At 52.1% G+C, this 16,785-nt stretch carries 17 protein-coding genes and 1 other annotated feature; of the genes, 1 reads left to right on the top strand and 16 read right to left on the bottom strand.

Annotated elements, in window-relative coordinates; genetic code table 11:
• Positions 1-348: 348 nt before the first annotated feature.
• Together AC5OW4_RS10395 and AC5OW4_RS10390 are read right to left on the bottom strand one after the other, a co-directional pair.
• Complete coding sequence (locus AC5OW4_RS10395) at positions 349-2,511, bottom strand: phage tail tape measure protein (RefSeq protein ID WP_493676932.1); 2,163 nt, start codon at positions 2,509-2,511, stop codon at positions 349-351.
• Complete coding sequence (locus AC5OW4_RS10390; RefSeq protein WP_493676931.1) at positions 2,508-4,586, bottom strand: efflux RND transporter permease subunit; 2,079 nt, start codon at positions 4,584-4,586, stop codon at positions 2,508-2,510. The genes AC5OW4_RS10395 and AC5OW4_RS10390 overlap by 4 nt, the downstream gene beginning before the upstream one ends.
• A 174-nt stretch (positions 4,587-4,760) precedes the next feature.
• Between AC5OW4_RS10390 and AC5OW4_RS10385 the strand changes: the two genes are divergently transcribed.
• The gene (locus AC5OW4_RS10385; RefSeq protein WP_072683012.1) at positions 4,761-5,354 is read left to right on the top strand and encodes a TetR/AcrR family transcriptional regulator; all 594 of its coding nucleotides are present in this window, start codon (positions 4,761-4,763) and stop codon (positions 5,352-5,354) included.
• Positions 5,355-5,498: 144 nt separating this feature from the next.
• Here the strand turns inward: AC5OW4_RS10385 and AC5OW4_RS10380 are convergent, their stop codons facing one another.
• From AC5OW4_RS10380 to AC5OW4_RS10315, 14 genes are all read right to left on the bottom strand, one after another.
• Positions 5,499-6,389, bottom strand: a complete 891-nt coding sequence (locus tag AC5OW4_RS10380; protein ID WP_072683011.1) for an N-acetylmuramic acid 6-phosphate etherase — start codon at positions 6,387-6,389, stop codon at positions 5,499-5,501.
• The gene (locus AC5OW4_RS10375; RefSeq protein ID WP_072683010.1) at positions 6,389-7,219 is read right to left on the bottom strand and encodes a PTS system mannose/fructose/sorbose family transporter subunit IID; all 831 of its coding nucleotides are present in this window, start codon (positions 7,217-7,219) and stop codon (positions 6,389-6,391) included. Before AC5OW4_RS10375 ends, AC5OW4_RS10380 begins: the two co-directional genes overlap by 1 nt.
• Before the next feature lie 12 nt (positions 7,220-7,231).
• Entirely contained in the window at positions 7,232-7,987 is a 756-nt protein-coding gene (locus AC5OW4_RS10370; protein ID WP_195397757.1) for a PTS mannose/fructose/sorbose/N-acetylgalactosamine transporter subunit IIC, read from the bottom strand.
• A gap of 18 nt (positions 7,988-8,005) precedes the next feature.
• Positions 8,006-8,476, bottom strand: coding sequence for a PTS sugar transporter subunit IIB (locus AC5OW4_RS10365; RefSeq protein ID WP_072683008.1), 471 nt, complete (start codon positions 8,474-8,476; stop codon positions 8,006-8,008).
• 3 nt (positions 8,477-8,479) lie between these two features.
• Complete coding sequence (locus AC5OW4_RS10360; protein WP_195397758.1) at positions 8,480-8,902, bottom strand: PTS sugar transporter subunit IIA; 423 nt, start codon at positions 8,900-8,902, stop codon at positions 8,480-8,482.
• A 112-nt stretch (positions 8,903-9,014) separates the two neighbouring features.
• On the bottom strand, positions 9,015-10,916 hold the full coding sequence (locus AC5OW4_RS10355; RefSeq protein ID WP_072683006.1) for a BglG family transcription antiterminator: 1,902 nt from the start codon (positions 10,914-10,916) through the stop codon (positions 9,015-9,017).
• A 409-nt stretch (positions 10,917-11,325) separates the two neighbouring features.
• A complete protein-coding gene (gene nusG / locus AC5OW4_RS10350; RefSeq protein ID WP_006057353.1) occupies positions 11,326-11,874 on the bottom strand; it encodes a transcription termination/antitermination protein NusG in 549 nt (182 codons plus the stop codon).
• A 3-nt stretch (positions 11,875-11,877) separates the two neighbouring features.
• Positions 11,878-12,063, bottom strand: coding sequence for a preprotein translocase subunit SecE (gene secE / locus AC5OW4_RS10345; RefSeq protein ID WP_072683005.1), 186 nt, complete (start codon positions 12,061-12,063; stop codon positions 11,878-11,880).
• Positions 12,064-12,075: 12 nt separating this feature from the next.
• Positions 12,076-12,231: a 50S ribosomal protein L33 gene (rpmG, locus tag AC5OW4_RS10340; protein ID WP_020225370.1), complete on the bottom strand. Its 156-nt coding sequence runs from the start codon at positions 12,229-12,231 to the stop codon at positions 12,076-12,078.
• A gap of 101 nt (positions 12,232-12,332) precedes the next feature.
• Complete coding sequence (locus AC5OW4_RS10335) at positions 12,333-12,971, bottom strand: sigma-70 family RNA polymerase sigma factor (protein WP_195397759.1); 639 nt, start codon at positions 12,969-12,971, stop codon at positions 12,333-12,335.
• Between the two features lie 14 nt (positions 12,972-12,985).
• Positions 12,986-13,714, bottom strand: a complete 729-nt coding sequence (gene rlmB / locus AC5OW4_RS10330; protein ID WP_195397760.1) for a 23S rRNA (guanosine(2251)-2'-O)-methyltransferase RlmB — start codon at positions 13,712-13,714, stop codon at positions 12,986-12,988.
• Positions 13,715-13,997: 283 nt separating this feature from the next.
• Entirely contained in the window at positions 13,998-14,405 is a 408-nt protein-coding gene (locus AC5OW4_RS10325) for a Mini-ribonuclease 3 (RefSeq protein WP_195397831.1), read from the bottom strand.
• Positions 14,405-15,733, bottom strand: a complete 1,329-nt coding sequence (cysS, locus tag AC5OW4_RS10320) for a cysteine--tRNA ligase (RefSeq protein ID WP_195397842.1) — start codon at positions 15,731-15,733, stop codon at positions 14,405-14,407. Before cysS ends, AC5OW4_RS10325 begins: the two co-directional genes overlap by 1 nt.
• Before the next feature lie 130 nt (positions 15,734-15,863).
• Positions 15,864-16,074 (bottom strand) — a binding site (T-box leader).
• 14 nt (positions 16,075-16,088) lie between these two features.
• Positions 16,089-16,493, bottom strand: coding sequence for an SHOCT domain-containing protein (locus AC5OW4_RS10315; RefSeq protein ID WP_229056948.1), 405 nt, complete (start codon positions 16,491-16,493; stop codon positions 16,089-16,091).
• Positions 16,494-16,785: the final 292 nt, after the last annotated feature.

The raw sequence follows: 16,785 nt of genomic DNA, 5'->3' as shown, positions 1-16,785 counted from the left end.
GATCATTTCTTTCATCTCCCATCACTTCTAATATTGCGGTTTTTTTGAAAAAGCCTTGTTTATTTTGATGAAATTTGACATAAATTGCTATAAATTAAAAATTTTTATGAAAAGTGTTTCATTCAGTTCAGGATTTTTCGAGACTCTGCCGGCGTTATCAATCCCCTTCCTTCGCTTCCCCTTTCTATAGAAGAAGAACGACTTTTAAACAGGTTCCCTCAGATTTCATAGTAAACGAAGAACAATTTCTCCCTTAAGACCTCCCCCTTAATCCTCACAGAAAAGAAAAAAGGAAATTGAACATGGCTGTCCGATTTCCTTGTGTATTTCCTTAAGCTTTCATATCTGTTAATGGAATAAATTCTTTACCCGATCCCAGAAAGAAGTCTTCACTTCCGTCTTTGTTTCCACCACCGTTGTTTTTTCTTCCGGCAGTTTAATTTCATCCGTCTTCATGATGAACTTCACCGAAGTTTCCATCGTGTCCGCGGCGCCGGCGTAGCTGCGGTATTCCTTCGACTGATCCAGCGCCGCTTTCGCGGTATCGAGCACATCGTTCAGATCGTCCATCGCATCGGTGACTTTCCCGCTTAACTCGTCGATTCCTTCACGGCTGAATTCATCAACGCCGTCGTTCAATTCGCCGGTTTTCTCAGCCAGCTCCTGCGTTGCGTCTTTAAACTTGTTGATGGCGTCGGTAATGTCCCCGGACGCGCCGTTCAGCTTATCCAATCCGGCATTCATCGCCACGGTTCCTGCCGCCAGCTGATCTGTGCCTTCCTTCAAGTCCTTTAAGCCTTCCGGCAGCTGCTGCAAGCCGGCCAGCGCGTTTTTCAGTTCATCAACGCCGCCGATCTGTTCGATCATGCCGTTGATATTGTCGATCATCGCCGTCATTTCCGTCGTCAGCTGCTGCGCCTGGCTCATCAAGCCCGCCATTTCCTGAACCTTGGCGCTCATTGTATCCTGCACGGTTTGAGCGATCTGATCAACCGTTCCCACCGCCGCCTGCTTGCCATAACCACTCATCGTATCGACGCCGGCATCTACCGCCTGACCCAAGCCGGCCGCGATCCTTTCCTGCGCGCTGCCCAGCTGGGCATTCAGCTGTTCGCCGACTTTTCCCGCAATCGCCTGGGTTAAGCCCGGAATTTCTTCCTCGGCCACCCCCTGTTCCGCCAGCGCAGAGCCAATCGCGGAGACTAACGCGTTCTGATCCATTTCCACGTTCACCGCCGGCAAGTTCTGCTTAACGCCCGCTCTGACCTGCTCGGTCACGGCAGCCCAGGTATTGTTAAATTCATCGCTCTGACCGGCCGCCCGAATCGCGTCGCCGGTTGCCTGCGGCATCGTTGCCAGCGCCTGCATGCTGCCGGCCAGCTGTTCCATTAACGCCGAAGCGCCCTGCAGCTGTGTCAGGCTGCCGTTCAGCTGTTGAAGCAGTCCCATCAGCTGTTCGTCCGTCAGGTTGTATTTCTGCAGCATCGCCGTTAACTGCGTCTGAATCTGACCAACGCCATCCGACAGCTTCTGCGCCCCTTCCTTCAGCTCCTTCGACGAAGTCACGGCAGTATTTAACCCATCTGAGAATTCCTTGTATTTTGACTGGAATTCTCCCATCTTATCATTCAGTTCGATATTCGCGTCATGCAGCTGCACCGTGCCGTCTAAGATCTTCGCCGTAGCGTCCTTCAGATCATCGACGCCGTCAGTCAGTTTATCGAGATCACTGCGGTCGACCTCCTTGTCTTCCAGATTGGAAGTCCCGGCCGCAGCCAGAATGATCGACGGCATTTCAAAGTTTTCCACATTCGCCGTGATCACGAATTCATCTTTCAGCTTATCCTTCACGTCATCCAGCGCGCTGACGTCGGAATCCTTCAGCATCTGGCTCATCCCCGACACCGTGGCCAGGGCAACGATCTGGTTCTTCGATTCATTCAAAATCAAACCGTCTTCCGCCTTTACATCCTTAAACGTTTCGGTCGGCAGATCGGTGACAATCGCGCAGGGGAACAGCGTGGAAATATACTTCGTCTTCCCGTTGATCGTTTCCGTTGTTTCCAGATGATTGATCAGCTTGATCGTGATCATCAGGGAGCCGCTCTGGCCGACGATCTCATGCGGATCCACACGCTTGCCATTGAATTGGTAACTGACCTCCATCGTTAACGGCAGCTCAGCCGTCGTTGTGCCCTGGTAGTACAGGTCATGCTCGTCGGAATTCCACATTAGCGACGTGCCGTTTTGTTCAGGCAGATCATCGCCTTTGATATTCTTGATATTTTCCAGGATACTCTGATCCGCCGTCTGGCGGAAGCCCTGTTCGTTATGCAGCCATTCGCTGACTGTCGCGGATTTCAGCTGTCCCTGCCAATCCAGAAAGGCATAGACGGTTTCTTCCTTTTTCGTGCCTTCGTCTGGCTTGTCCTCCGCGTGTACCGGCGTGCACAGATTCAGCGCCAGCACCCCGGAAAGGGCCAGCGTCAGCCAACTTCCTTTTTTATTCATCGTGATTCCTCTCCTTTTTTATTCAGAAATTGAAATGATGTTTTTTCGATAACGCCGCCGAAGACCATTAACAAGGCCGGCAGCACGAGCAGAATGACCGCCATGCTGATCAGCGCGCCCCGCGCCAACATGCCGCACAACGAGCGGATCAAATCGATTTTGGAAACCAGCGACACGCCCACAGTGGCCGCGAAGAAGCTCAAACCACTGGTCAGGATCGACGAACTGCACGCGTAGACCGCCGTCTGTACGGCCGCTTTCCGATCCTTGCCCCGCCGGCGTTCCTCCTGGTAGCGCGTCATCGTCAGAATCGCGTAGTCGATCGTTGCACCCAGCTGGATCGTCCCGATGACGATGCTGGCGATAAACGGTATCGTTTCCCCTTGAAAATAAGGAATGCCCATGTTGATCGTAATCGCCATTTCAATCGCCGCAACCAGCACAATCGGCACGCTCAGCGACTTAAATGAAATCGCGATGATCAGGAAAACCGCCAAAATGGAAACGATGTTGACCATCTGAATATCGTGATCGGCGATCAGCACCAGATCGCGGTTCAGCGCGCCCTCGCCGGTAACTAACGCCGTCGGATCGATCGCCTTGACACGGTTTTCCAGCTCGGTGATCTGCGCGTTTTGTTCATGCGTCGCCGAGGTGTAGCTGGAATTCGCCATGATCATCTTCCATCCGCCGGCATTAAAGACAGAACGAATCCCTTCCGGAAGCATCTCTTCCGGAATCCCGGCGCCTAAAAACCGATCTAATGTCGCAACGGAATTGATCCCATCCGTCGTTTCAATCGCCTCCAGCACCGCGTCCATCTGTGTGCTGCTGAGCTGATCGCTGACGAGAATGAAGTTGGTCGTCGGCATGTCGAATTCATCGCGCAGCTTCTGTGTGCCGGCGGTGGATGTCAGATCCTGCGGCAGCGAGTCCAGCAGGTTGTAGTACACGTCGGTTTTTTTCTGCGCCGCGGCAAACGGAATCAACAGCGCGACGGCCGCGATCAGAATGCCTTTATAGTGATTTGTCGTAAAGTTGGCAACGCCTTGCAGCTTGGGAATTAAAACCTTGTGCTTATGTTTGTGAATCGGCTTGTCGAAGACCAGAATCAGCGCTGGCAGAATCACCACGGCCGAGAACACGCCCAGCACAACGCCCTTCGCCATGACGACGCCCATATCGGTGCCCAGCTTCAAATCCATGATGCACATCGCCAGGAATCCGGCGATTGTGGTCAGCGAACTGGCGCTGATCGCGGTAAAGGTGTTGACGACGGCTTCAGTCATCGCTTCCTGACTTTTCAATCCCTTGTGCAGTTCCTCGTCATAGCGTTCCAACAAGAAGATCGAGAAGTCCATCGACACCGCCAGCTGCAAAATCGCCGCCAGAGCGGAGGTGATATAGGAAACCTCACCTAAGAAAATATTGGTTCCGAAGTTATACAGCACGGCGTACAGGATCCCCAATAAGAAGATGAACGGCGCCACACTGTAACGTAAGCCCAGAAATAAAACGACTAAGGATAACCCGACCGCGACCGCCACATACAGCGGCAGTTCCTGTTCGATCAACATTTTCGTGTCGTTGATGACGGCCGCCAGACCGCCTAAGAACATCTGGGAATTCATCAGCGATTTAATCTCGTCGACGGCCTTCAGCGTCCGGTCGGATCCGTTGCCTTCTTCAAACGTGACCATCATCAGCTGGCAGTCGCCGTTATCCAGCATTTTCCGCAAGTCTTCCGGAATCATTTCCGAAGGCATGGTCTGTAAGAAATCCCCCAGCCCCATCGCGTCGCGGACGCCGTCGATCGCGCGGATTTTGTCCGCGATCCGGTCAACCTGTTTTTTCTCCATGTTTTCAACGGTAACAATCGCCATACTGGCGGAATGGAATTCCTGATCCAGGATGTCCTGGCCCTCGATGGAATCCAGCTGATCCGGCAAATAGCTCAAAATATCATAATTGATGCGGGTGTTGATATAGCCGATCAACGACGGAACCAACAGCACCGTCGCCAGCGCCAGAATCAGAATTCGTTTTTTTACGATCTGTTCTGCAATTTTCCTCACTGCAGATCACTCTCCCTTTCAAATGACTATCAGTCATTACGTCAGACAGAATACCTCCGAAATGACTGATGGTCAATAGACGGATCGGCGAATTTGTCTATCAGATTGACTTTTAGTCATTTTGATTTGACTCTGATTTAAGGTATGTTACAATGAGGCTGAGGAAGTGAGAATATGGCCCGGCGTACATTAAAACAACAGAAAGAACAGAAACAGGGTGATTTACTAAGCTCGGCCTATCAGTGTTTTCTGACCAAGGGATTTGCCAAAACCACGATTGACGATATCGTGAATCGGGCCAAGGTCGCCAAGGGAACGTTTTATTTGTACTTTCATGATAAAGAGGATATCATGAAGCATCTCGTCATCCAGATCAGCTCGCAGATCGTCATCCGCGCATATACCAAAACGAAGGAGCGGGGCATTCAGGATTTCCTGCCGTCAGTCTTGTGCTTTATCGACATGATCATCGAGTATTTCAAAGCGAATAAAGCGGTGCTGAAACTGATCGAGCGGAATTTCTCATGGCCGTTGGTGATGGAGGTTCTCAGCGAAGGCAATCAGGCGGAAATCACGCAGATTCTGGAGGAATTGTTAAATTATCCGCAGCTGCGGCGGTTTGACCGGGACGAAGCGTTCCGGATGATCTACATGATCGTCGAGCTGGTCGGCTCGGTCTGCTACACCTCGATCATCGAGGAACAGCCGGCGCCGATTGATCACCTGAAACCGACACTGTACCGGATGGTGGAAAAAATCTTGATTTGAAGCAATGATAACGCAAAAAAAGCGAAGCCGATCGAAATGTCAGCCTCGCTTTTTTATGGTTCAGATTTGCTTGTTTATTTTACCTGATTTGGTTGTTTTCCTTTTTTTCCGTTCCTGCCTTTCGCCTCAGATCGCTGCGCTTTTCTATAAAATCTGATTGAGGTTGCCGCCTGCGGCGTTCAGCTGTGTCTGCGCTTCTTCCCGGCTGACGTGCTTCAGCTCCATGATCAGGGCCGGTTTAATCTGATATTCGCATTCTGTTAACAACTGCCGTGCTCTATCCAGCGTACAGCTGGTCGCCTGAGTCAGAATATACGCCAGACGGGTGCGCATCTTGTCGCTGACCGGCGGCACGTTGATCATCAGATTCTCATACACATTGCCCAGCTGCGCCATCGTCACCGTCGTGATCATGTTCAGAATCATCTTCTGGCAGGTTCCCGCTTTCAATCGCGTCGATCCCGTGATGACCTCCGGCCCCGGCACCGGCGCCATGACCCGATCGCAGACCTCGCTGACCAGCGAATGCTTGTTATTGACCAGTCCGGCGCAGGGGATCCCCTGTTTTTGGCACCAGGATAGCGCGCCGATGACATAGGGCGTCCGTCCGGACGAGCTGATTCCGATCACAAAATCCTTAGCCGTAACCTCCCGGGCCTGCAAATCCAGCGCGCCGTTTTCCGCGCTGTCCTCCGCGCTGCCGTCAGTCTTCATGATATCGGTGAAATTGCCTGCCACGATGGAAACAAATTCGCCGTGGGTGCCGAAGGTCGCGTTGGCCTCGTAGGCGTCCAGCATGCCCAGATAGCCGGAATGCGCCGCGCCGGTGAAGATGATCCGGCCCCCGCGCCGCAAAGCGGCGATGCACTGTTCGATCGTCTCGTTGACTTCGGGCAGCACCTCCCTGACCGCTTTCGTACAGGCTTGGTCTTCCCGATTCATCAGCGCCGTGGATTCCGCGACGCTCATGTGCGGCAGATTCACTGAAGCGGGATTGCGCTCCTCGCTGGTCAAGGTCATTAAATTATCACGCATCAGAACAACCCGATAATCGCCCCGACGGCCGCAATGACGATCAGCAGCGCCATGACTTTCGTCGCCTTGACTTTCTTATTCTTCAATAAATACAGCGTGCCCAGCGTCAGCGCCAGCGGAAGCAGGCCGCGGAACAGCTTGTCGAGAATATCTGTCTGCACGCTCATGCCGGCGCCCTGAATGTTGATCAAAAGCGGTGTCGACACGCTGACAAACCCTGCCGTCAGCGCACCCATGACAATCGCGCCCAGAGCGCTGGCTCCGGTGATCACCTTTTTGATCAGATTGCTTTCCAGAATCCGCTGCAAGCCTTCCTTGCCCAGCTTGTAGCCGGTCATCCAGACATAATACGCGATGCTTAACATAATCCCCATCATCAAAACGGCATAGACCAGCGGTCCGGCCAGACTGCCGGAGGACGCCAGCGAGATTCCGATCGAAAGCAGGATCGGCGTCAAGGTTCCCTGCCACAGCGTATCCCCGATTCCGGCAAACGGTCCCATCAGGCCGGTTTTAATGCCGTTGATCGCTTCGTCGGAAATCGGCGCGCCGTTGGCCCGTTCTTCTTCCATCGCAATGACCATGCCGTTGATCACGCCGCCGAAGTGCGGTTCCGTATTATAGAACTCGATATGCCGCTGAACCGCCGCCTTGTATTCTTCCGGGTTGTCCTTGTACAGCTTTTCAATGATCGGCGCCATCGCATGACAGAAGCCCGTCCCGGCCAGCCGTTCATAATTGTAATTGGCGTGGGAGAAAAAGGTCCAGCGCCAGAAGGACTTCACAACGTCCTTTTTGCTCAGTGTTTTCCGTTCTTTATTCTGTTCCATAATTATTTCCTCCTAACCGTTCTCTTTCTGCAGCTGGGTGTAGAACCAGGCGATGATGAAGCCCAGCACGGCGATGACGATCGTATCCAAACCGAGATACACGCTCAAGATGAAGCCAATCATGTAGAACGCCATGCTGTTGGGACGGCTGATCGAGCGCAGATTCATCGCTACGCCCAAAGCCGGCAGCACGCCGCCGATGACCTGCAGGACATGCAGCACGTCGTTGCTTAACATTGCAACCAGGCGCGCCATGTAATCCGCACCGAAATACGCGCCGAGCATGACCGGAATGACGCTGATCGCAAACGCCACGATCTGCGGCGGGACGACGTGCAGGAAGCAGACCTTTTTCAGATCGCCCTGTTCGGCCGCTTTATCCGCCATGTGGACAAACGCGACGTCAATCGTCATATGCAGCACCCAGACCACGGTGCCCAACAAGCCGAACGGAATCGCAATCGTGATCGCGGTCGCCGGATCGACATGACCGACAATCGCAAACGCCGTGCCCAGCACCCCGGCCAGACCCGGATCGGATGGAATCGTACCGCCGGCTGAAATAAACGCGATATACGGCAGCTGGATCGCCGCACCGATGATGACGCCTTCGGTCGGATGCCCTAAGATCAAACCGACGAGGGTGCCCGCGACCAGCGGCTTCTGAAACAAGCTGGCTGAACCGAGGACGGTTGTCCACGGCGTTCCGATGATGCCCAGATAATAAACAACGCCCATCAGAAAGGCTTGAAACAACGAAATACTCACATCAATCACCTCTTCTAATTAAATAAACCGTTTGAAATCGATCGCCGGATCTTCTGCCACCATCTGAATCTCGACCGGAATCCCCTGATCAATCAGCTGCTTCAGCTGGCTGATTTCCGCTTCGCTGGCAGAGATATTCTTGTAGATGGTTTTACGGCCCGGCTTGATCCCCATCCCGCCAAGATTGACCCGGGTCAAAGTCACGCCGTTTTGTGCCAGACGCACATAGGCTTCCGGGGTTTTCGCCAGAATGATCGCCTTGTCGTGATCCTGCAGCCCCTTGATCACCGCAGGGCTGTCCGCCACCGTCGTCACCTGCGTGACAATGTTGGCCGGAACCAACGTTTTAATGATCATCGTCAGAAACGAATCCTTCGCCGTAACATCGTCGATGACAATAATTTTGTTAGCCCCGGTATAATTCAGCCAGGACGTCATGACCTGTCCGTGAATCAGACGGTCGTCGATGCGTGCCAATACGATACTCATCTGTTATTCCTCCTCTGTCAAACTCTGAATCCGCGCACCGGCGTCGAAGATGCCGCTGCGGCCGTTTTCCACCGCCATGGCAATCAGCTGCTGCGCGGTTACGTCTTCACGATTGGACAATACCGCCTGCAGGATCATCGGCAGATTGACGCCGACCACCACCTGCAAAGGATATGTCCGCAAGAGCCGGATCGTCTGGTTGCACGGCGTGCCGCCGAACAAATCCAGCATCACCACTACCTCTTGATAACCACGCTGATGAAACTGTTCGATCTTGTCGGCAATCAATCGGCCGAAGTCCTCCGGATCCTGCCCTGCGCAAAGACCCACGCTTTCCACAAAGTCATGCTTGCCGGCGATCATTTCCACGGTTTCGAGGAAAGCCCCGGCTAAATTGTGATGCGTCGCTATGAGAATGCCTGTCACAATGTCCCTCCTTTCTTTTTATGAGGAAATGCAGATCATCGGTTGTATCTGCATTCTATCATTCTTAATTCCCTACGTCGTTTTATCCTTTACACGGTTGCTTCGTGCAATGTCAAAATTTATCAAGCAGCGCAGCCCGGAAAACGGCGATGAAGTTTTCATACGATCCTTCGCGCAGGATTTCCGTCACCCGCTGCGGTTCGCAAACTAACGACGATAGATACGGCCACAGCTGAAACGCCTTGGGGTTGTTCATCTCCGTGGAAACCAGCATGACGATCCGCACTTTCTGACCGGTATCCCAGACGATCGGTTTATCCAGCACCGCCACGGCAATGAACGTCTGCGCTGTGATCGGATACAGCGGATGAGGCATCGCAACCTGATTGCCGAAATAGGTCGAGCTGAGCTTCTCCCGTTCCCGCACCAGTTCCTCAAATTTCTTCGGCAGACGGCAGGAGCGGGACGCCATCGTGATCAGCCGCCCCACGATTTCCCGGCGTGTTTGCGCTTCCCCATGCCAGAACAGATCCAAAGAAAAGCGGGACAGGATGGAATCGACGCTGTCGTAGCCGTTGATCGCCAGATTCATCTTGGCAAAATCTTTCTCCGTCGGAAACAGGCTGATCCGCACGGCGGCTCCGCGGGTAACGGTGTCCTTGGTTTCCGTTGTAAACATCGCGTCGTAGCTAGCCGGATCAATCCGGCTCAGATCCAGCGGATTCACAAAATCAAGCTGAAGCAGCTGCCTGCGGAACCATTGATCGATCTTCTGCCGCAGCAGAATCGTTTCGCTCGGCTTGAGACTGCTGATGACCAGAATTTTCTTGCCTTCCGAATTCATCGTGATGTTTTCCAGTCCGTAATTGAAATACAGCGTGAAATACGCCGCTTCATCCTCGCTGATGCGCACGTGATAATGATCGTCGATCAACAGGCTGAAATAATTGGCAATGTCAAAGGCAAACGGGAAGGTCTGCTTGATTTCCGTCAACAGCACATTTTTCAGCTGACGGTTGTTCTGCATGCGCGAAAGCAGCGGCACAAAATGGAGCGCCAGCGCGATTTTCAGATCAATGCTGCGGGTGAAGTCAACGCCGTATTCGACGTGGATTTTCTCCAGCGAATCCATGATGAACACATTGATCTCTTCCGAAACGCCCGCAAAGTCGTCGTAATCCCGCTTGCCGCGCAGATTGATGGCCAGATAATTGATCTCCTCGCCTAACCGGCTGCCGGGCACCGTTGTGCAGCGGCGCAGGATATCGCGGGCGATCTTCGTTTCCTTTTCCGTCACGCTGCGCTTAGTCGATCCGACTTCAATGAAATAGCCTTTTTCAATCCGCTGCAGCGTCAGAAGCAGATGGATGATCAGACTTTCCAGCAGCACTTCGCTGATTTTATATTCATTTTCAAGGAAGATTTCCACAAGCAATTCTTTCAGCTCCGTGATTCGTTTCAGATTGGCTTTTGTTTCATGGGTCTCTTCCGTCAGCGAATAAATATCTTCGCGGGCCAGACAGGTTCGCTTGTCCTGTTCCAGTCCTTCAATCCGATATCCGCTGCCGGAGCGATAGGTCAGTTCCAGATTGTATTGGACAAGGATTTTCCGAACGGCTTTCAAGTCAAGATACAGCGTGGAGTCCGAGATGTTCAGCTGCTGCAGAAGCCAGCGCTTGCGCACATAGCCGGTGTGATCGAGCAGCTTCAGCAAAATGATTTTAATCCGCATCGGCTGTTCGTTCAGCGAAGCGCTTTGCGGCGGGTTCTGAATGTGTTTCAGTAAGAGTGCGGCCTGCTGCGGATCATGAATTAAAAGCTGGTAGCCCTTGGAAGGTACCGCGATCAATTCCATCACGGCTGACGAATTAATTTCCTGACGGATCGCCGCGATCTCGCTTTTCACAGTGCGCACGCTGACGCCGCTGATTTGGGCCAGCGCGGCGGCGGAATGAAACTGACCGCAGTTGTCCGCCAGCCAGCGCACGATTCCCTGCTGCCGCTGCGTTAACATAAGCGGACCGACGGCGCCGGGACCGCAAGCTGACCGGGGTCATTCCAGCAGCGGCTTTTTTGCGGCCATGGATTTAAGCCCCGGGGAGAAACGATGAAATAAAGTAGTGTCATAAGCGTTCTCCTTTCCGGCTTCATCTTAGCATAAGCGGGCTGCGGAATCGTTGATTCGTGCAATCTGGTTTTTGAGGTTTTGCACGAAATACCGTGCAGAAAAAAACGAGGGTGTTTCCTGCAAGCGTCAAACGTTTTCCTTGCGGTTTCCATTCAGGCGTTAACCCTCTTCGCAGGCATAATAAAAACCGGAAACAACGAATTTCCGGCTTCCGCGCCTCGCCGCGAAGAAATGCTTGAAAGGGGGACAGGCAATAAAAAAACAGCCCTGAATTCAGGACTGCTTCTTTCGATATTTACAGTTCAACTTTTTCCAGATCGTTATACGCGATCTCGGTCGGCGTTTCACGGCCGAACAGGATGCACAGAACCGTGGCGGTCTGAGTATCGTCGTTCATCGCGTCGATCGAGCCTTCGATTCCGCTGAACGGTCCGGTCAGAATCTTGACGCGGTCACCCGTCGTGAAATTGACGCTGACCTTGCGGTCGCTCATGCCGATCCGGCGCAGGATCGAATCAATTTCTTCCGGGGAGACCGGGAACGGCTTCGCGCCGCCGCCGCTGGATCCGATAAATCCGGTGACGCCCGGCGTATTTCGAACGATATACCAGGCTTCATCCGTCATAATCATTTCCACGAACAGATATCCTGGGAACAGGTTGTGCATTTTTTCTACTTTTTTTCCGTTTTTGTATTCAATCTCCGGTTCCTCGGCGACCAGGATGCGGAACAGATAATCGGAAATGCCCATCGTGTCCACACGACGCTGCAGGTTTTCCTTAACCCGGTTCTCATGGCCGGCGTAGGTATTGACGACATACCATTCTTTCTTGGACTCTGTCATGACTTACGCTCCGATCCCGATTAATTTGAGGAAGAAGGAAACGAAAAACTCACAGGCGACGAAGAAGACGCCGAAAAACGCGCAGAAAATCAAAACTTCCACTGAATTTCCGCCCAGTTCTTCTTTCTTCGGCCAGCGAATTCGCTTGACTTCTTTGGAGATACCGCTGAAACTAAACCATTTTAACATATCTGTATCCTCCTACTTCGTTTCTTTATGAAGTGTATGTTTGCCGCATTTTTTACAATATTTCATCAGTTCAAGACGTTGATTATGCGTCTTGGGATTCCGGTGTGTAACATAGTTGCGTGAAAGGCACTCTGTGCATGTCAGAATCACTTTTGTTTCTTTCGCCATCGAGGTCCCTCCTTACCGTGCTTATCCACTTTACCATAAAGAAAAGGGTTCGTCAAATAACCCTTAACTTAAGCGGATTATAGCACCATCCCGTGCTCTTTTCAAGCCTCTTCGGAAAATTTCCTGAGGATGTGCTCGAGTTTCCTGCGAATTCGCCCCAGTTGATTGCCATAGCTTTTCCGGGAGATGTTTAAAATCGCCGCAGCTTCCTGATAGGATGTGTTGTCCAGCGACAGACACAGAATCTGCCATTCCTTCGGCGTGAAGTAGCGCCGCAGCTGTTTTACCTGCTTCGCCGCTTCGTTTAAGGTGAAGCGATAGACAGGGTCAAAGAACCGGTCGTTGGAGGCCAGCGTGTCCGCCTTATACATTCCCCGGTCCTCGCCGACCATCGTATCCAGCGAATCGCAGGCATAAAACGCGGCGTCGCTGGAACATTGAGAATGCCGGTAAATCGTCAGCAGGCGCTTCCGCAGACAATTCTGCAAATAGGTTTTAAAGGAGCAGGGATAATCTTCCCGGTAATTCTCCGCGGCGCCGATCAGCATCATCCGGCTTTCCTGCTCAAGATCTTCCTTGTATGCCTCGCTGGAAACCGAGCAGCTGTCCAGCTGAGAGAGCTTGAAAATCATCCCGCAGATCATCGGCTTGTATTTGTTCAGCAGATTCTCCACCGCCCAGTCGTCCTGTTGGCGGATCATATAAAGCAGTTCGTTGTCTGTGGACATTTCCTCACACATCGTCTATCCTCCTGTTATTTCAGAGGGAAACGTTTCGCATGGATCTGATAAAGCAAGACAGCGCAGGCGACCGAAGCGTTCAGTGAGGAAATCGTGCCTTCCATCGGCAGCGTCAGCATCACGTCGCATTCTTCTTTGACCAGCCGGGAAATACCTTTGCCCTCCGAGCCGATCACCAGCGCCACGGGCGTATCAAAAGCCGGCTGGCGGTAATCCTGGGCATTGCGCATATCCGTACCGTAAACCCAATAGCCCTTTTCTTTCAGTTGCCTGAGCGTCTGGGTCAGATTGGCGACCATCGCCACCGGTACCGTTTCGATTGCGCCGGTGGATACTTTGGCGACCGTCGAGTTCAGCGATACCGAGCGGTTCTTGCGCAGGATCACGCCGTCAGCGCCGACCGCGTCGCAGGTCCGCAGCACCGCTCCCAGATTGTGCGGATCTTCCAGCTCGTCCAGAACGACGATCGTGCCCAGCTTGCCGCTTGGAATGCGGTTCAGCATTTCGTCCACGCTGACTGTTTTGTAATCCTCGCAATACAGCGCGATCCCCTGATGGTGCGTATCCATGCAGCACTTATCCAATTCCCGGCGGCTGACCCGCTGAACAGGGATTCTGCGGCTTTTCAATAACGCTTCCGCTTCCGGAAACTTCGTCCCTTCAGCGACGAGCGCTTTTTCAATTTTTTTCTTGCTTTTCAGGATCTGCATTGCTGCGTTTTTCCCATAAATCCATTGTGCCATACTTCGACCTCCTGTTTCGTCCTGGAATTGTCCCAATTTTATTCCAAATCGTTTCATACTCCTGAAACGGCTTCTTTATTTATACAATGAGTTATCAGGAAATGCAATCGGATCAGGGCAAAGCTTCAACAAAGATATTCAAGCGTTCCGTTCACCCTGTCTGTTGGTTCCATTTTCTTTTCCCGTATTTTTATCTCATTTCCTCGCGGCATTGTTTCATTTGATTAGAAAACGTCCGTTCTCCGGATCGAAAACGAACGTTTTTGAACTTTGTTCTGCTGACTTAATTTTTCACTGCCGGATTGAAATCCAGAACGACCGTTTCTCTGACCTGTTCCCACACTTCGCGCAGCCGCTGCGCCTGCCCGGTCAGATGCCACCACCCGGTCAGCGCTTCAAACCCGGTTGAAATCCGGTAGATCTGCACGTCGGTGTTTTTCGGAACACTGCCGCTTTTAAAGTTGCGCCCGCGCCGGAAGATTTCTTCTTCCTCCTCGTTCAGCGCTCCTGCGGCATGCAGCTGTTCATAAAAGCGGGCCTGCGCCTTGGCGCTGACAAATTTCACGCTCAGCCGCTGCAGATCCTTCGCCCGGCCATAGCCCAGCTCGACCAGATACTCCCGCACCAACAGCGACCAGACCGCGTCGCCGATATACGCCAGCGTACTTCCGGACAGCTCGTTAGGCTGCATTACATCAAACCTCTTTCAATCAGGATCGCCCGTTTCTGATCTGCCTGGGCAAAATCTTTGGCCGCCTTGGCCGCGTTCCAATCCGCGAAGACCTGCTTATCCTCATCGCTCAGCACGACTTTCGGCAGCCGGATGCCCAGCACTTCCAGCATTTTTTCCAGGGCGCCGACTTCTGCGCCGACCTGGTCCCATTGGATTTCCCGCTGACGCAGCGCCTGATTCAGCTTCTTTACCGTTTCATAAATTTCAGCGTAGCCATTCGGAGTGTTGAGATCGTCGTTCATCGCGTCGATAAACCGGTTTACCGCTTCCCCGTCGCAGCCGGTTACCATAACACCGGCCAGCTGACTCTTGATATACGCCTGTTTCATCGGCGTTCTGACCTTGTCCAGTTCCTTACGGGCGGTTTCGATCGTTTCATCCGAGAAGTTCAGTTCTCCGCGGTAATGCACGCTCAGCATCAGCCAGCGGACTAAATCCGCGCCCAGCTTTTCAATGACGTCCTTGGCCCAGGAGACGTTGCCCAGCGACTTCGACATTTTTTCGCCGTTGATATTGATCATCGCGTTGTGCAGCCAGTAATGCGCGATGGAATTGTGGAACAGCGCCTGCGACTGGGCGACTTCGTTTTCATGATGCGGGAAGCGCAAATCCATTCCGCCGCCGTGAATGTCGATCTGATCGCCAAATTCCTTGTGGATCATAACGACGCATTCCGTATGCCAGCCCGGCCGGCCTTCGCCCCACGGCGACTGCCACTTGATACCCATATCGGTTTCTTTCCACAAAGCGAAGTCCAGCGGATTTTCCTTTTTTGTGTTTTCCTCAATCCGCGCCCCGACCTGCAGGTCTTCCAGATTTTGCTTGGAAAAGCTTCCGTAGGAAGGCACGCTGCCGACGCGGAAATACACATCCCCGCCGACTTGATAGGCATGACCGGTTTTGACCAGTTCGTCGATGAAATGAATAATTTCATCCATGGTTTCCGTCACCCGTGGGGTCGCGAACAACGGTTCCGTGTTCAGGCTTTCCCGGACTTTCTGATAGGCTTCGATATAGCGGGCGGACACAACGCCTTCCGCTACGTTTTCCTCATGCGCTTTTTTAATAATCTTATCGTCAACGTCCGTGTAATTGGACACATACTTAACTGTGTATCCCTGTGCTTCAAATAAACGGCGCAGCGTATCGAAGACGATGATCGGGCGGGCGTTGCCGATATGCGCGTGGTTATACACCGTCGGCCCGCAGACATACATGCTGACCTCATTCGGTTTGATTGGCTTGAATTCTTCAATTTTCCCCGACAGGGTGTTGTAAAGACGAATACTCATCACTTTTTCCTCCTTGGTTTTACTTTCATTTCACTGCCTTTGTTCTGCGGTTTCCACATTGTTGGCAAACAGGTTCTCCACACTGCCAACAAGATGATTTCTCCACAAAAAAAGCATCTCTGATTTAAAAGACGCTTGAAGCGCGGTTCCACTTTTATTGAACAGAAATGATCTGTCCCGCTCGTTCTTCCGTTAACGCCGGCTGCGTCCGCCCTACTGGATTTCAGGCTGGCCCTCCAAGAGGCATTCATCCGCCTGCTCCCTGGTCTTTTCACCGGCCAGACCTTCTCTTGACGGAGCGTTTGCGGATTACTCGTTCTTGTCTTCGGTTTTTTTGTTCTTTTTTATTCTACCACTTTTTACTCAGAATTTCTTTCTTTTTCATCTCATATTCCGCGGAAGATAAGATACCGTCGTCATATAACGATTTCAGTTTTTTTAATTGTTCCGCCGGATCCGCGGCCAAGTTCAATCGGGAATCGTCCGTCGTCTCCGTCACAATCTCATGTTCCGCAATACCGCCGCGCTTCAGTGCGATCAGTCCGTAAAGAATACTGGCGATCCCTCCAATCAAACCGAATGCGGTGAAGAACAGAGCCGGATTCATGGAAGGTCCGCCGAATCCCATCCCCATTCCGCCGTCCAGATGAAGCAGGGATGGGACAAAAAGTCCAAACAAGATCAACGCGATACCGGAGATAATATTGCTTACCGCGCTGGAACGTGTTGTGCGAATCTCTGTTTTTCTTCTCATTGCCGCCACCTCCCGACCCTTCAGGTCTGCGTTTTTACTCTTGCTTCCAGTATATCACAATCCCGCTGAATCAGCCATGTTCGACGTCGGATCCCTCGCATCAATCCTGCAGACTGACTGAAGATCATTTTTTCTTTTGAGTTTTACGAAAACTTAAAAGTAATTTTACTTTTTCCATTTTCTCAGAAGGCTTTTTTGAATTTTATGCAATATTAAAGATGTAGGGTCTTTGATAAGGCGGCTGCCCGTCCTGGATGGATCTTTCTTTTGATTCATTTGTTTTTCGAGCTTG

It is taken from the genome of Holdemania sp. (assembly GCF_986127675.1).
The sequence above is the reverse complement of the archived record's forward strand: the minus strand, read 5'-3'. Positions and strand labels throughout refer to the sequence as shown.

What these genes read in the sequence shown, in the direction of transcription:
- rlmB (WP_195397760.1), bottom strand. Translation starts at nt 13,714, where the DNA reads ATGGCACAATGGATTTATGGGAAAAACGCAGCAATGCAGATCCTGAAA.
- AC5OW4_RS10395 (WP_493676932.1), bottom strand. Translation starts at nt 2,511, where the DNA reads ATGAATAAAAAAGGAAGTTGGCTGACGCTGGCCCTTTCCGGGGTGCTG.
- AC5OW4_RS10315 (WP_229056948.1), bottom strand. Translation starts at nt 16,493, where the DNA reads ATGAGAAGAAAAACAGAGATTCGCACAACACGTTCCAGCGCGGTAAGC.
- AC5OW4_RS10355 (WP_072683006.1), bottom strand. Translation starts at nt 10,916, where the DNA reads ATGTTAACGCAGCGGCAGCAGGGAATCGTGCGCTGGCTGGCGGACAAC.
- secE (WP_072683005.1), bottom strand. Translation starts at nt 12,063, where the DNA reads ATGTTAAAATGGTTTAGTTTCAGCGGTATCTCCAAAGAAGTCAAGCGA.
- AC5OW4_RS10385 (WP_072683012.1), top strand. Translation starts at nt 4,761, where the DNA reads ATGGCCCGGCGTACATTAAAACAACAGAAAGAACAGAAACAGGGTGAT.
- nusG (WP_006057353.1), bottom strand. Translation starts at nt 11,874, where the DNA reads ATGACAGAGTCCAAGAAAGAATGGTATGTCGTCAATACCTACGCCGGC.
- AC5OW4_RS10335 (WP_195397759.1), bottom strand. Translation starts at nt 12,971, where the DNA reads ATGTGTGAGGAAATGTCCACAGACAACGAACTGCTTTATATGATCCGC.
- AC5OW4_RS10380 (WP_072683011.1), bottom strand. Translation starts at nt 6,389, where the DNA reads ATGCGTGATAATTTAATGACCTTGACCAGCGAGGAGCGCAATCCCGCT.
- AC5OW4_RS10375 (WP_072683010.1), bottom strand. Translation starts at nt 7,219, where the DNA reads ATGGAACAGAATAAAGAACGGAAAACACTGAGCAAAAAGGACGTTGTG.
- AC5OW4_RS10325 (WP_195397831.1), bottom strand. Translation starts at nt 14,405, where the DNA reads ATGCAGCCTAACGAGCTGTCCGGAAGTACGCTGGCGTATATCGGCGAC.
- rpmG (WP_020225370.1), bottom strand. Translation starts at nt 12,231, where the DNA reads ATGGCGAAAGAAACAAAAGTGATTCTGACATGCACAGAGTGCCTTTCA.
- AC5OW4_RS10365 (WP_072683008.1), bottom strand. Translation starts at nt 8,476, where the DNA reads ATGAGTATCGTATTGGCACGCATCGACGACCGTCTGATTCACGGACAG.